General features: G+C 58.5%; 15 protein-coding genes and 4 tRNA genes. 14 read left to right on the forward strand and 5 right to left on the reverse strand.

The features are described from left to right. Positions 1-62 precede the first annotated feature (62 nt). A complete protein-coding gene (locus tag CWI75_RS17790) occupies positions 63-560 on the forward strand; it encodes a response regulator (RefSeq protein ID WP_101522882.1) in 498 nt (165 codons plus the stop codon). Here the strand turns inward: CWI75_RS17790 and CWI75_RS17795 are convergent. Further along, positions 557-1,024 (reverse strand): hypothetical protein, encoded by a 468-nt coding sequence (locus tag CWI75_RS17795; protein WP_101522883.1) that lies wholly within the window; start codon positions 1,022-1,024, stop codon positions 557-559. The genes CWI75_RS17790 and CWI75_RS17795 overlap by 4 nt on opposite strands. Before the next feature lie 234 nt (positions 1,025-1,258). Here CWI75_RS17795 and gcvT point away from each other — a divergent pair, with 234 nt between their 5' ends. From gcvT to CWI75_RS17810, 3 genes are all read left to right on the forward strand, one after another. Beyond that, positions 1,259-2,389: a glycine cleavage system aminomethyltransferase GcvT gene (gcvT, locus tag CWI75_RS17800; RefSeq protein ID WP_101522884.1), complete on the forward strand. Its 1,131-nt coding sequence runs from the start codon at positions 1,259-1,261 to the stop codon at positions 2,387-2,389. A gap of 41 nt (positions 2,390-2,430) precedes the next feature. After that, complete coding sequence (gene rluF, locus CWI75_RS17805) at positions 2,431-3,369, forward strand: 23S rRNA pseudouridine(2604) synthase RluF (RefSeq protein ID WP_101522885.1); 939 nt, start codon at positions 2,431-2,433, stop codon at positions 3,367-3,369. Positions 3,370-3,520: 151 nt separating this feature from the next. Then, positions 3,521-3,594, forward strand: a tRNA-Gly gene (locus CWI75_RS17810). A gap of 59 nt (positions 3,595-3,653) precedes the next feature. On the opposite strand, the gene CWI75_RS17815 is transcribed toward CWI75_RS17810, so the two are convergent. After that, on the reverse strand, positions 3,654-4,439 hold the full coding sequence (locus CWI75_RS17815; RefSeq protein ID WP_101522886.1) for a glycerophosphodiester phosphodiesterase: 786 nt from the start codon (positions 4,437-4,439) through the stop codon (positions 3,654-3,656). 152 nt (positions 4,440-4,591) lie between these two features. Between CWI75_RS17815 and mgtE the strand changes: the two genes are divergently transcribed. Beyond that, positions 4,592-5,947, forward strand: coding sequence for a magnesium transporter (gene mgtE / locus CWI75_RS17820; protein WP_101522887.1), 1,356 nt, complete (start codon positions 4,592-4,594; stop codon positions 5,945-5,947). Between the two features lie 36 nt (positions 5,948-5,983). Here mgtE and CWI75_RS17825 read toward each other — a convergent pair whose 3' ends face one another. Then, positions 5,984-6,850: a MipA/OmpV family protein gene (locus CWI75_RS17825; protein ID WP_101522888.1), complete on the reverse strand. Its 867-nt coding sequence runs from the start codon at positions 6,848-6,850 to the stop codon at positions 5,984-5,986. A 306-nt stretch (positions 6,851-7,156) separates the two neighbouring features. Between CWI75_RS17825 and CWI75_RS17830 the strand changes: the two genes are divergently transcribed. The 4 genes from CWI75_RS17830 (at position 7,157) to CWI75_RS17845 (ending at position 9,251) form a co-directional block, all read left to right on the forward strand. Further along, on the forward strand, positions 7,157-7,759 hold the full coding sequence (locus tag CWI75_RS17830) for an RNA polymerase sigma factor (protein ID WP_206604787.1): 603 nt from the start codon (positions 7,157-7,159) through the stop codon (positions 7,757-7,759). Next, positions 7,753-7,998, forward strand: a complete 246-nt coding sequence (locus tag CWI75_RS17835) for an anti-sigma factor family protein (RefSeq protein WP_101522890.1) — start codon at positions 7,753-7,755, stop codon at positions 7,996-7,998. The genes CWI75_RS17830 and CWI75_RS17835 overlap by 7 nt, the downstream gene beginning before the upstream one ends. Before the next feature lie 234 nt (positions 7,999-8,232). After that, the gene (locus CWI75_RS17840) at positions 8,233-8,568 is read left to right on the forward strand and encodes an HvfA family oxazolone/thioamide-modified RiPP metallophore (RefSeq protein WP_101522891.1); all 336 of its coding nucleotides are present in this window, start codon (positions 8,233-8,235) and stop codon (positions 8,566-8,568) included. A gap of 29 nt (positions 8,569-8,597) precedes the next feature. After that, complete coding sequence (locus CWI75_RS17845; protein WP_101522892.1) at positions 8,598-9,251, forward strand: HvfX family Cu-binding RiPP maturation protein; 654 nt, start codon at positions 8,598-8,600, stop codon at positions 9,249-9,251. 4 nt (positions 9,252-9,255) lie between these two features. Here the strand turns inward: CWI75_RS17845 and CWI75_RS17850 are convergent, their stop codons facing one another. Both CWI75_RS17850 and CWI75_RS17855 read right to left on the reverse strand, forming a co-directional pair. Then, complete coding sequence (locus CWI75_RS17850; protein ID WP_101522893.1) at positions 9,256-10,425, reverse strand: lipid-transfer protein; 1,170 nt, start codon at positions 10,423-10,425, stop codon at positions 9,256-9,258. Beyond that, positions 10,422-10,838 (reverse strand): Zn-ribbon domain-containing OB-fold protein, encoded by a 417-nt coding sequence (locus CWI75_RS17855; RefSeq protein WP_101522894.1) that lies wholly within the window; start codon positions 10,836-10,838, stop codon positions 10,422-10,424. Before CWI75_RS17855 ends, CWI75_RS17850 begins: the two co-directional genes overlap by 4 nt. Positions 10,839-11,030: 192 nt before the next feature. Between CWI75_RS17855 and CWI75_RS17860 the strand changes: the two genes are divergently transcribed. From CWI75_RS17860 to CWI75_RS17880, 5 genes are all read left to right on the forward strand, one after another. Further along, positions 11,031-11,579 (forward strand): FAS1-like dehydratase domain-containing protein, encoded by a 549-nt coding sequence (locus CWI75_RS17860; protein WP_162300126.1) that lies wholly within the window; start codon positions 11,031-11,033, stop codon positions 11,577-11,579. Further along, complete coding sequence (locus CWI75_RS17865; RefSeq protein WP_101522896.1) at positions 11,576-11,989, forward strand: hotdog family protein; 414 nt, start codon at positions 11,576-11,578, stop codon at positions 11,987-11,989. Before CWI75_RS17860 ends, CWI75_RS17865 begins: the two co-directional genes overlap by 4 nt. A gap of 164 nt (positions 11,990-12,153) precedes the next feature. Continuing rightward, a tRNA-Tyr gene (locus CWI75_RS17870) sits at positions 12,154-12,237 on the forward strand. A 62-nt stretch (positions 12,238-12,299) separates the two neighbouring features. Beyond that, positions 12,300-12,373: transfer RNA gene (locus CWI75_RS17875), tRNA-Gly, on the forward strand. Between the two features lie 16 nt (positions 12,374-12,389). After that, positions 12,390-12,465: transfer RNA gene (locus CWI75_RS17880), tRNA-Thr, on the forward strand. The last annotated feature ends 150 nt before the right edge of the window (positions 12,466-12,615 follow it).

Consider the following 12,615-nt stretch of genomic DNA (forward strand, 5'->3'; position numbering starts at 1 on the left):
GACGTTTGCGATTAAACTTGTGACATTGTTGCAGAAATGTCGCACTATGCCGACATATTATTATGAGCGCCCGTGCTGTGATTATCCCCACTGCAAACGTCAAAAGCCGCATCCTGATCGTGGACGATGAACCCGGCAACATCAAGATACTGTCCAGCCTGCTGGCCGGGGACTATGCACTGAGTGTTGCCACCAGTGGCGCGCAGGCGCTGCAGATCGCCCAGGTGCAATTGCCCGATATCGTGCTGCTGGACATGGTGATGCCGGGAATGGACGGCATCGAAGTGTGCGAAGCTTTGAAGGCTGACGAGCAAACCAGGGCAATTCCGGTCATCTTCGTTACCAGCATGGGCGATATCTCCAACGAGGAGCGCGGCCTGGACGCCGGAGCCGTGGATTACATCAGCAAACCCATCAGCCCTCCCATCGTCAAGGCCCGGGTGAGAATTCACCTGCAGAACTATCTCAGCAGGCGCTTTCTGGAGAAGCTGCTGTCCGATAAGGACGCCACCCTGGACGATTGCAAGAAAGAGGCAGAATCACTGCTGGTTTTCGTTTAGCCGCCAGCGTTCATCAGCCTCTCAATATACTCCACAAAACTCCCGCGATACCCTGTTTTGGTCTTCGACCAGAACTGATTGACCCGTGGCACGGCCATCGCCGCGCGGGTGCGCCGCTCCCAGGCTTCGAAATACTCCGGATCCAGTTTTTCCTTCTGGAACTGCACAAAGACCAGTTCATTGAGCTCGAACAGCGCCGACAGGTAGCCCTCAAACTTCATTGACTCCAGCTGCGACAGGGGTTCGTTCAGTGCAACTTTCAGTCGTATATCGGCCAACTCCCCCTTGTAGGACTCGGTACGGAACTGGATCGCCAGCTGCATTACCGAGTGTATGCTGGCATCCCGGGTCTCGGCGGCGCTGTGGCGCATTTGGGAAGCGAGGTAGATCAGCGAGACAAGCACGCCGACGGAACCGAGGATTTCGCCAATGGCCCCCAGCGCATCCCAGTTGATATTCGTCACGTTTAGCGTCCTTTGCAGAGTTGCCTGTTATTGTAAAAATGCTGTTGGTGCAAAACTCTTTGGGGTGGGAGTATAGGCGAAAACATTCACGGAAGTATTGCCGGGTTTAACTGTGTCCACGGCGGGGTTGCGAGCTTCGCTCTTCCCCGTGGAGTTGGTTGCGGGAGAGCGGGTGGCGTATCATGGGGTCCAACCCACTCTTGCCACCACGCACCCAACCCAAAGAGCCGCCCGATGCCAGACCAGCCGCAGTCCCTGAAAACCACTCCCCTGACTAACCTGCATATCGAATGTGGCGCACGCATGGTGCCGTTTGCCGGCTACTCCATGCCGGTGCAGTTTCCGCCGGGTGTTAAACAGGAACACCTGCATACCCGGGCGCAGGCAGGCCTGTTTGATGTGTCGCACATGGGCCAGTTGCTGTTGCGCGGCGCGAACGCGGCGACCGCACTGGAGACACTGGTACCGGTGGATATTATCGACCTGCCCGCGGGCAAGCAGCGTTACGCGCTGTTCACCAATGAGCTGGGCGGCATTATTGATGACCTGATGGTGTCGAACCAGGGTGGCGATGTGCTGTACCTGGTAGTCAATGCGGCCTGCAAGGCCGGTGACCTGGCGCACCTGCAGGCACACCTCCCGGCCGATGTGGCTATTGAAACACTGGACGACCGGGCCCTGGTGGCGCTGCAGGGGCCGAAGGCGGCCGAGGTACTGGGCAGGCTGCAGCCGGAAGTCCTCAATATGGTCTTCATGGACAGCCGTATGCTCACTGTGGCCGGCGTGGAGTGCTTTGTGTCGCGCAGCGGTTACACCGGCGAGGACGGCTATGAGATTTCAATTCCCGGTGACAAGGCCGAGGCGCTGGTACGCACACTGCTGGCCGAGCCGGAAGTGGAACCCATCGGCCTCGGCGCTCGCGACTCCCTGCGCCTGGAAGCCGGCCTGTGCCTGTACGGGCACGATATCGACACCACCACGACGCCACTGGAAGCCAGCCTGATATGGGCCATTTCCAAACCACGCCGCCCGGAGGGTGAGCGTGCCGGAGGGTTCATCGGTGCGCCGGTGATACTCGAGCAACTGGCCAACAAGAACTGGCAGCGCAAGCGGGTAGGGCTGAAAGGCGAGGGGCGTGCACCGGTGCGCGAGGGCACGCTGCTGTTCAGTGAGTCCGGGGAGCACATCGGCACAGTCACCAGTGGCACCTACGGCCCCAGCGTGGCGGCATCGGTCGCCATGGGTTATGTGGCAACGCCATTCAGCGCGCTGGATACCCCGGTGTACGCCGAGGTGCGGGGCAAGCGCCTGCCGATGACGGTGAGCCGGATGCCTTTTGTGGAGCCGGGGTATTACCGCGGTTGATCGCGTAACCAGATGAGTTCACCAGAACGAAATAGTCTCCTATGACTGCAGCACCTGAAGGCATCCGTTTAAACAAGTTCATCAGCGATACCGGCGCCTGTTCCCGACGCGAGGCGGACCGCTTGATTGATGAAGGCCTGGTGCGGATAAACGGGCGCATAGCGGAAATCGGCGTGAGGGTGGTCGCGGGCGACAGCGTGACTGTGCGCGGCAAGTTGCTGAAGGCGAACCCGAAGGCCGTGTACCTGGCCTACAACAAACCGGCCGGCATCACTTCCACTACTGACCAGGCTGTGGCGGGCAATATTGTCGATGCGGTGAACTATCGCAAGGGCCGGATCTTTCCCATCGGCCGGCTGGACAAGCCATCGGAGGGGCTGATCCTGCTCACCAATGACGGCAATATCGTCAACAAGATCCTGCGCGCCGGTAACGCCCACGAAAAGGAATATGTAGTCAGCGTCGATAAACCCATCAATCCTGAATTCCTGGCCAGGATGGCCGGTGGGGTACCGATTCTGGATACCGTAACCCAGCCCTGCAAGATCCGGCAATTGTCGGCGAAATCATTCAATATCATCCTGACCCAGGGCATGAACCGGCAGATCCGGCGGATGACAGAGTACCTGGGCTACACCGTGGTGCGGCTGAAGCGGGTGCGGGTGATGAATATTCGCCTGGACGGTTTGCAGTCCGGGCAATGGCGTGAGCTTACCGCCGAAGAAATGCAGGTGATCGACGGTATGCTGGGCGAATCCAGTAAAACCGAGGAGGCCAGTGCTTTGTCCGTCAAACAGGTGCCCGTCAAACAGGTGCCCGTCAAACAGAAGGCGGGGAAACATAAGGCAGGGAAACAGAACGGCAGAAAACAGGTGCCCGGGAAACAGGCATTGGGGAAACCGCCCCGCAAGAAATCAGTGCGCTCGAACAAGCCTGCCGGCACGGGCAAATCGCGCAAGCCGGGTGGCCCCCGCAAATAGTGCCGGTGAGATCGCCCGGGCCTGTGTTTTTTTGAGTATACGCCCCAATTAATTTGCCGCTAGCGTCACTATTTTTGCGAATCAGGCGTATCATAAGGCGCAGAGGGATTAACACGAGGGGCGCGCGCTCACAGTGAACCCTGGTCACCTCGCGGGTATCGTATAGTGGCATTACCCAAGCTTCCCAAGCTTGAGAGAGGGGTTCGATTCCCCTTACCCGCTCCATATTTTCCGGTCGCGAGCAATGCGCGGGACGGCGTCTTTAGCAGGCCCGTTTCCGGATACTAGCCCTGCACTGCCAGCAAAGGCTGCAGCCGGGCAGCATAATCAGTGAATATCCAGTCTGCGCCGCGGTATACCTCCCTGCGCAAGGCACCGCCTGTTTCGACAAAGCCGGTACCCACCCGCTTGCCGGCCTCCTGTAGCTGCCGGATTCGGCTTGTATTCAGCAGGGCAAAGGAGCCGGCAACAGCGCCGTGCCCCAGCTCCAGGTTGCGCCGGATGATCGCCCCGGCATTCATCCAGGCGACATCCACAAAGGCTGGGCGAGGCACGTCACGGAAGCCCTCGAGGTCATCGGGCACCAGGGATAGCAGGTGGTAATCCCGTTCCGGTTCCAGCTCCGCGAGGTAGCGCATGACGCAAGCGGGAAACTCCGGTCGCTGCCGCCACGACTCCTTGATTTCGAGCATCAGGTGTAACTGTCCGCCGAAGCGGTTCAGCACTTCGTCCAGGTGCGGTATTTCGGGGATTGCCGTGCGCAGGCTGGCAAAGGAGTGCTCGGCGATTACCCGGTCGGCGGCCCCGAACAGGCGTCCGCAGTGTGGGTCGTGGTGGATGACCGGCTCGCCATCGCTGGTCAGGCGGATGTCCAGTTCAATTCCCCATACGCCCAGTTCCTGGCACAGTTCGAACGCGGCCAGGGTATTTTCCACCGCACCACCGGCACTGTGGGCGCCGCGATGAGCGACCAGTTTTACGGCTCGACCCTGTAAAGAGGTGTGGGCGCCAGGTGCCAGCGCCCACGCCCTGTTGGCCAGGCTGTTGAGAATCCCTGCAAATTGCGCCATAACATCTTGCCTTGGGTAGCAGTCCTCCCGACTTTTACAGTGTACAACGTTGATTCTCCAGCGGGAAAAGCTTCTATGATTAGGAGTCTGCCGGCCACTGGGTTCTTTATAGTGTTTCCGCGCGACAAAAATGCATGCCGGGAGGTAAGCCAATGAGTCATGAAGGATTGCTGGATGATCTGCAAACAGCACTGGCCAGGCGCGATGAGGACGCTATCCAGGAAGCCTGCGCCAGGTTGAACCCGGTGGATATCGCCGATTTTCTCTGTGAACAGGAGGCGATCGGGCAGGGCGATCTTGCTGTTCGGCTGATACTGTCAATGTCGGTGACACGGCGTGCTGAAATATTTGGGCGTCTGTCCGAGCCTGCCCAGCGTAGCCTGGCCTCGCAGCTGCCACCGGAAACCCTCGCCGAGCTGGTCGCAGCCATGCCCCACGATGAGCGGGCGGATCTTTTCAACGTACTGGACGAAAGCGCGCGCCACGATGTGCTCAAGCGGCTGGCGCATACCGAGCGGGAAGACCTGCGGCACCTGGCGAGCTATAAAGAAGGTACTGCCGGTGCCATCATGACCTCTGACTACGCGTCATTGCCTGCCAGTATTACCGTGGCAGAGGCCATCGGGGTGCTACGTAATACTGCGCCGGACAAGGAGACCATCTACCAGTGTTATGTGGTTAATGGTAATCATTATCTGCTCGGGACCCTGTCGCTCAGGGATCTTATCCTGGCGCCCGCGAGTTCAAGCATCGACGATCTCATGGTGCGGGATATGGTGACTGCCACTGTCGACACCTCCCAGGAGGCGGTCACCCGGAAAATTGCCCGCTACGATCTCCTGGCATTACCCATTACCGATGATGGGGGTCGGCTGGTGGGCATTGTCACTTATGACGATGCGATGGACGTCGCGGAAGCGGAGGCCACCGAGGATATCCACAAGAGTGCAACGGTGGGCAAGCTGCGGCGGCCGATAGGCCAGGCCGGACTAGGGGTGTTGTACCGCTCGCGAATCTCCTGGCTGGTCATGCTGGTCTTTGCCAATATTCTCACCGGCGCCGGTATTACCCATTTTGAAGAGACGATTGCCGCGCATTTGTCGTTGCTGTTTTTCATGCCACTACTGATCGCAAGCGCAGGCAACGCCGGGGCCCAGGCATCCACTCTGATGGTCAGGGGTATGGCCACGGGGGAGGTGGTGGGACGGGACTGGCTGCGCTTGCTGGGCAAGGAAATCCTTGTGGCGGGCGCCCTGGGTATCACCATGGCGGTCGCCGTCATGGTGATAGGCGTGGCCCGAACGGGCTTTGATATCGCGATGGTGGTCGCAATGACCATGGTAATCGTGGTGCTGATGGGTAGCCTGGTGGGCCTGACCCTGCCATTCATACTCGACAAACTGGATATAGACCCGGCCACATCCAGTGTCCCGCTCATTACTACCGTGGCCGATGTCGGCGGTGTCGTGGTGTATTTTTCCATTGCAACGGCGGTGTTGGGGCTTTGAGTGGCAATAATAGAAGGATAAACCGGATTGCCGGCGTTATCGGTTGTTTCGTACGACTGTTTTGCGGCTTTGCACTATGGACCAGTTAAAACCAATACCGTAGTTGACCGATATGTTGTCCTCAAACAGGGGGCTGTTACGGTTGGCGCTGCCGTGCTGGCTCAGAATGTGAATACCACCAAAGATAACAAGGTTGTCATTGGCGTGCCAACTGGCGGTCCAGTTGAAATGGGTGCCAAAATAGCCTGCCGACGCTTCGTATAATGGCCGTTGCGCGGTAACAAACACCGGTTCAACCGCGTAAAAATAGCTGTGCAGGTCCGTGTCGGCCCATACCGGGCGCAGGGTGAACCGGTTTTCAAGCTGTGGCGAGAACAGTCCCCGTTGCCGGTAGTGCAGCATGGGCTCGATCACATAACCCTGGTGGTCCACACCCTTGAAGTCGGTCGAAAATACCGCGCGGCCCTGTAGCGCCAGCTCAAGCTCGCCGCGGCCGCCGGCCTCGAACTCGTAATCGCCGGCCTTCCATATCAACTGCGGGCCAGCCTCGAACAGGAAATCAAGATCCGGCATGCCGCGGCGCAGTTCGTTGCGGTCACTGCTGGCATCAAAGGCTGCATCAAATGACAGCGACAATTCGAAACGGGGATTCTCGGCTGCAACTGCCTTGGCAATCTGGCCATCTCCCAGGCGCCATATATCGCCTCGATAGACAACGGTGGGCAGGGCAATAGCGCGTACCCGGCTTTCGGATGATGAGGGGTAGTCCGGCGTATGCAAGGCGCCGGCGCCGACTCCCAGCTCCCAGAGTGGCAGTTCCTGGCCGGCCGGGCTTTCATCCGCGCATTGCGCAGCCAACGGCAGTAACAGGAAAAGGCCGGCAACAGATACCGCACTGCGCATAACGTCTCCGTAATCGCTGTTTCCCGTGAACAGTGAGTTCGCGGGGCGCAGACGAAAGGCGCTTATCCGGTTGGCTTCAGGCTGCCTTCGTCGCCGGCGCTGTCAATTGTAGTCATTCAGACGCCAATTATAGTCGAGGAATTCCAGGGTGATAGCACCACTGCGCAAGCGTGCGATTTCCCGACCGCCATAACCTGTGCCGCCGGGTAGCGACTCACCGGGTCAAGCTCCGTGCACCGGGTGTCATCGGGTAGATGCTACAGGATGGCCTGTGGTACTTTACCAGTGTGTAACAGGGATATTAATGTGGAAGCAGAGACATTATCGCGCTTGCGTTCAGGTGAAGATGGCGTTTTTTCCGAACTGGTCAGGGAGCATCACCGGGCATTGACAGCGCTTGCCGCCACAGTGGTTGGCGTCAGCGAAGCAGAGGAAGTGGTGCAAAATGCCTGGTTGAAGGCACACGGTGCAATCGCCGGGTTTGAAGGGCGCTCCGCAATTCGTACCTGGCTGAGCCGTATCGTCATCAATGAAGCGCGTATGCAGTTGCGCTCCCGCAAGCGCGAGGTGTTCCTGGAAGACCAGGTAAGCTCCGAAGGCCAGGACCCACTGGGGGACTGGTTCAATGAGGATGGACGCTGGCGCAGCCCACCCGTGAGCTGGTCTTACGACTCCCCTGAAGCCCTGTTGATGGGCGTTGATCTTTCCGGGTGCCTTGACGATTTGTTGGCCCGGATGCCGGCCAACCAACGCAGTATGCTGGAGATGCGCGATACCAGCGAACTCCCTTTTGATGAAATCTGTAACACCCTGACCTTGTCGGCATCCAACGCGAGAGTACTTCTGCACCGGGCCAGGGCCCAGGTGTTCAAGTTGGTGAACCATTATCAGGAGACGGGTGAGTGTTGAAGTGTCGCGAGCTTGTGGGCAAGGCCGACCAGTATCTTGATGGCGAGCTGTTGCTGCGGGAACGTCTTGCCATTCGCGTGCATATTCTGATGTGCCATCACTGCCGTCGCTATCTGCGTCAGATGGGCGCTTTGCTGCGGGCTTTTCCGCACCGGCATGACAGCGCCAGTGATGAGGAAGTGTGCGCTGTTATGGAGCACCTGCAGCAGCACGCCGATAAGCAGGACGAACCCGCTTAGCGGTTACCGTTCCTGAAAAGCCATCCCCCTCTCCGAACCGCTTTCCCGTTAATAGTCCCCACTTGTTGGCGTGGCTTTACGTCGCTCGTGCAAGGCAGCAATAAAAAATCAGTAACTCCTGTAACAACTCGCCCGACCGTCGCATCAGAGGGGGGTGCGCAGCGATAAACAGCCATACCGGCTGCGCTTCGCGAAACTTTTAAAACCCAACGTCAATATGACAGGAGAGACATCATGAACCGGAAGACCTCAAAAATTACCCAGACCATCGCCGGCATCAGCTTTCTGGCAGGCTCACTGGCCTTTCCGCTCAGCGCCGCCGCGGAAAACCCTTTCAGCGCAATTGACCTGGGTAACGGCTACCAGGTAGCCAGCAAGGATGCTGAGGGCAAGTGCGGTGAAGGCAAGTGTGGCGGTGCCGAAGAGACCAAGACAGCCGAAGGCAAATGTGGTGAAGGCAAGTGCGGCGGTGCCGAAGAAACCAAGGCAGCCGAAGGCAAGTGTGGGGAAGGCAAATGCGGTGGTGCCGAAGAAGCCAAGGCGGCTGAAGGCAAGTGCGGTGGCCAGTAATTCACGCAGGTTCTGATAAGGAGATCGTAATGAATGCTCTTCCCCTTGCCCGGCGCGCGGTACTGGCCCTGGACAAAACCCGCGGCGCAGATTTTCTTGCGCCGCTGTTCTTCCGCTTGTTCCTGGCCCCGGTATTTATCAGTGCCGGCCTTACCAAGTTACTGGCCTTCGAGAGTACGGTAGCGTGGTTTGGAAATCCCGACTGGGGCCTGGGCCTGCCTTTTCCCTGGTTGCTGGCAGCGCTGGCAACCTATACGGAACTGATCGGCGGTTTTCTGCTCTTCTTTGGCTTTGCGACACGTTTAATTGCGATGCCGCTGATGTTTACCATGATTGTGGCAATCATGACCGTACATTGGGAGCATGGCTGGTTTGCCATCGCACCCTCTGATCCCGCAACCAGCATGGCGCAACCGCTGGCGGCACTGGGTATCCCGGCGGCCGAGGAAAGCCTGGCCAATAGCGAGGAAGTTGGCAAGCGCTTGACGGCTGCGCGTGAAATCCTGAGGGAGCACGGTAATTACAGCTGGCTGACCCAAACCGGTACGTTCGTCGTGCTGAACAACGGCATCGAATTTGCTGCCACCTATCTGCTGATGTTGCTGTCACTGTTTTTTACCGGCCCGGGCAGGTTTTTGAGCATAGATTACTGGCTGCGGCGCCGGCTGATGCCGCAGCCCTGAGCCGTTAGTCCGGTCCGAGGATCAGTGCCCCGGTAGGCACACCGACACCGCTACTGACCAGCACATGTTCGACATTCGACGGTTGGCTGGTGGAGGTGCCGCGTACCAGTCGCGCACCTTCGGCGATGTTGTTCATGCCATGAATGTAGGCCTCTGACAGCAGCCCGCCGTGGGTGTTATTGGGCAGTCGGCCGTTAATGTCCAGGGCACCCTCACGGACCAGGTCCTTGCCCTCGCCAGGGCCGCAAAAGCCAAAGCTCTCAAGCTGCATGATTACCTCGGAAGTAAACGCGTCGTAAAGGCACGCTGCCTGGATATCGTCGGGACCGAGTCCGCTTTGTTCGTACACCAGCCTGGCCGCCAGTTCCATTTCCGGTAGCGAGTCCAGCTCGTCGCGGTAATAACTGGTCATCTGTTCCTGGCCGCGGGTCGAGGCCTGCACGACGCCGCGAATGACCGCAGGTTTCTGTTTCAGGTCGCGGGCGTGCTCGGTGCTGGTGATCAGGATGGCGCAACCGCCGTCGGTTTCCTGGCAAAAATCATACAAACGCAGAGGCTCGGCGATCATCTTCGAGGCCAGGTAGTCCTCCATGGTGAGAGGTTTGCCATGGAAAAACGAGCGCGGGTTGCTCTGGGCATAGTGGCGCTGGGAGATGGCCACCCGGCCCAGGTCCTCCGCGGTAACACCATAGCGATGCATGTACTTGTTGGCGATCATGGCAATCCACGAGCCCGGCGTCAGCATGCCGTAGGGCATGTACCAGGACCAGTGGATCAGGTCGGAGCTGATGATATTGCCGGATACGCCCTGGCCCATGCGCTGGCCAGAGCGACCGTTCATTGCGCGGTAGCAGACCACGTTTTCGGCCACGCCGGTGGCGACGGCCATGACTGCCTGGAGAATGGTGCCGACTGCGGCGCCTCCGCCATAATTGATCTTGCTGAACAGTTTGAGGTCACCGGCGCCCACGGCGCGCGCGACTTCTATTTCATCACTCGAATCCAGCGTGTAGCTGACCAGGCCGTCGATTTTGCCGGGATCGAGTCCCGCGTCATCACAGGCAGCCTTGACGCATTGTGCGGCCAGGGCCAGTTCAGACACCCCGGATTTCTTGGAAAATCCGGTCAGGCCGATACCGGCAATAGCGGCCTTGTTATGCAGTGGTGAAGTCATTGGTGGGAGCCCTCCGCAGGCTGGAATACGGGCAGGCGGAAGCCATCGGGGTCCTCCTGGATGAGCATTTCCACCGGCATGTCAAAAGCCACCTGTTCCGGTGCGCAGTTCACCAGCTGTGAGGTAAAGCGGGTACCCTCCTCAAGTTCCACCAGGATGATGATCAGCGGGTAGTCAAAGCCGGGAAACTGTGGGTGATGCAGTACCGTGAAGCTCGACAGGGTTCCCCGTCCGGAAGATACCACCGAGTCCCACTCCATTGAGTGGCACTCACCGCACATGGGGCGCGGTGGGTGACGTAGCGTGTTGCAACCTGTGCAGCGCTGGATGGCGAGCTTGCCTTCGGCGGCAGCCTGCCACCACCAGCCATTATCCTCTCCCATGGGAGGTTTCATACGGAAAGACGGTGCCATGGAATCCTCGTCTGGCCGGGCCTTGCCGGTATTGTGGCTGCCCGGATATTGGTGATTTGTCGCAGAACATAATTGAATTTGAATATAAATTCAATTATGTTACTGAAAACTTTAACCCTGGTCACAATTTCTGGCAGCGGTGGCCGCTGGTGGTCAACCAGTAATCCGCTGGCCCAAGCAGGAGAATCTGTAATGAGTACCGAAGACATCGCCGCCCTTGAGGCCCGGGTGTATGCCTATAAAGGGCGCGAATGTGGCTGTTCGACCGCTGCCGACGCAGTCAACAAGCCGATGATCAGGCAGTGGTGCGAGGTAATGGGTAACACCAACCCCGACCATCTTGATGAAGACCGCGCGGCCTCCGGTAATCGGGGGGAGCTGGTGGCGCCGGCGACCATGTTGTTCGTATGGAACCAGGCGGGTTATTCCGTGGCCAGCAAGGGCCGGCCCAAGGATCCCCAGGTGGAGCTTATTGACCTGTTCAACGCGCATGGTTACCTGGGCGTGGTGGCAACGGATACCACCCAGGAGTACTACCGCGAGCTCCGTTTGGGGGACACGATAACCGCCCGTACGGTGATTGATAATATCTCTCCGCGGAAATCGACTGGTCTCGGAGAAGGCTACTTTTACGAGACAATAACGGATTTTAGCGACCAGGACGGCAATCTTGTTGGCCGCCAAACCTTTAAAGTACTGAAATTCAAACCCAAAGCCGGCGCCGGGGAGGGCACCCAATGACCACGAATCTGGCCACTGCAGAGTTGCGCGTGGGTGCGCTTCTGCCCGTTTCGGAAATCCCGGTTACCACTTCCCTCGTCACCTGCGGTGCCCTTGCCACCCGGGATTTTGAAAAGGTCCATCACGACAAGGTGTTTGCACAGGCCAGCGGCATGCCGGATGTCTACATGAATATTCTGACGACCCAGGGGCTCACCGAGGCATACCTGCGCGACTGGTGTGGTCCCGATGCGGTATTTCGAAAGCTGTCTATTCGTCTCGGTGCCCCCAATATCCCCGGCACCACCATGACCTTCAGCGGCACCGTCAAATCCTGCGCGGACGGCACTGTCGAGGTTGAGGTTCGGGGTGAAAATAGCCAGTGGGGAACCCACGTCACCGCCCTCGCAACGATCGCACTGGTGGTTTGACCGCCAACTTCGTCCCGGCGAGGAAAACAGCCGCTGGTCCCGGTGCTGGTGGCAAAGTCACCAGTGCTCGGGCGGGCCTTTAACTGAGCGGCCTTAAGTCAATAATATTGTTTGAGTATTCGGTTGACAAGAGCTCGCCTCATCTGGACAATGTGCCGCCTTTCGGAGGGGTTCCCGAGTGGCCAAAGGGATCAGACTGTAAATCTGACGCGAAAGCTTCGGTGGTTCGAATCCACCCCCCTCCACCAAATGTAGGAAGGCCGGAAAAACCGCATACCTGCGGCGTTCTGGCCCAAGAGTAGCGGGTTCGGCGGGTATAGTTCAAAGGTAGAACCTCAGCCTTCCAAGCTGATGATGCGGGTTCGATTCCCGCTACCCGCTCCAGTTGGGTAAGTACAAGGCTCATATAGCTCAGTCGGTAGAGCACTTCCTTGGTAAGGAAGAGGTCATCGGTTCAAATCCGATTATGAGCTCCACCCAAGCCCGGCAGGTGCGTTTAGGCATCGGTCGGAAACAGTCAGACAGACGCAGTGTTGCTGCTAGATAAAGCCGGTGTGCCGGTGTACAGGAGACCGTGGTAATGGCAAAGGAAAAGTTTGAACGTAATAAGCCCCACGTCAATGTGG

The sequence above is a fragment of the Kineobactrum sediminis genome (genome assembly GCF_002868715.1).
GTDB classification, from domain to species: Bacteria; Pseudomonadota; Gammaproteobacteria; order Pseudomonadales; family Halieaceae; genus Kineobactrum; species Kineobactrum sediminis.

Coding starts and splice junctions, on each gene's coding strand:
- CWI75_RS17790 (WP_101522882.1), top strand. CDS start 63: ATGAGCGCCCGTGCTGTGATTATCCCCACTGCAAACGTCAAAAGCCGC.
- gcvT (WP_101522884.1), top strand. CDS start 1,259: ATGCCAGACCAGCCGCAGTCCCTGAAAACCACTCCCCTGACTAACCTG.
- CWI75_RS17860 (WP_162300126.1), top strand. CDS start 11,031: ATGAGTACCGAAGACATCGCCGCCCTTGAGGCCCGGGTGTATGCCTAT.
- CWI75_RS17815 (WP_101522886.1), bottom strand. CDS start 4,439: ATGGCGCAATTTGCAGGGATTCTCAACAGCCTGGCCAACAGGGCGTGG.
- CWI75_RS17840 (WP_101522891.1), top strand. CDS start 8,233: ATGAACCGGAAGACCTCAAAAATTACCCAGACCATCGCCGGCATCAGC.
- mgtE (WP_101522887.1), top strand. CDS start 4,592: ATGAGTCATGAAGGATTGCTGGATGATCTGCAAACAGCACTGGCCAGG.
- CWI75_RS17865 (WP_101522896.1), top strand. CDS start 11,576: ATGACCACGAATCTGGCCACTGCAGAGTTGCGCGTGGGTGCGCTTCTG.
- CWI75_RS17825 (WP_101522888.1), bottom strand. CDS start 6,850: ATGCGCAGTGCGGTATCTGTTGCCGGCCTTTTCCTGTTACTGCCGTTG.
- CWI75_RS17855 (WP_101522894.1), bottom strand. CDS start 10,838: ATGGCACCGTCTTTCCGTATGAAACCTCCCATGGGAGAGGATAATGGC.
- CWI75_RS17850 (WP_101522893.1), bottom strand. CDS start 10,425: ATGACTTCACCACTGCATAACAAGGCCGCTATTGCCGGTATCGGCCTG.
- rluF (WP_101522885.1), top strand. CDS start 2,431: ATGACTGCAGCACCTGAAGGCATCCGTTTAAACAAGTTCATCAGCGAT.
- CWI75_RS17845 (WP_101522892.1), top strand. CDS start 8,598: ATGAATGCTCTTCCCCTTGCCCGGCGCGCGGTACTGGCCCTGGACAAA.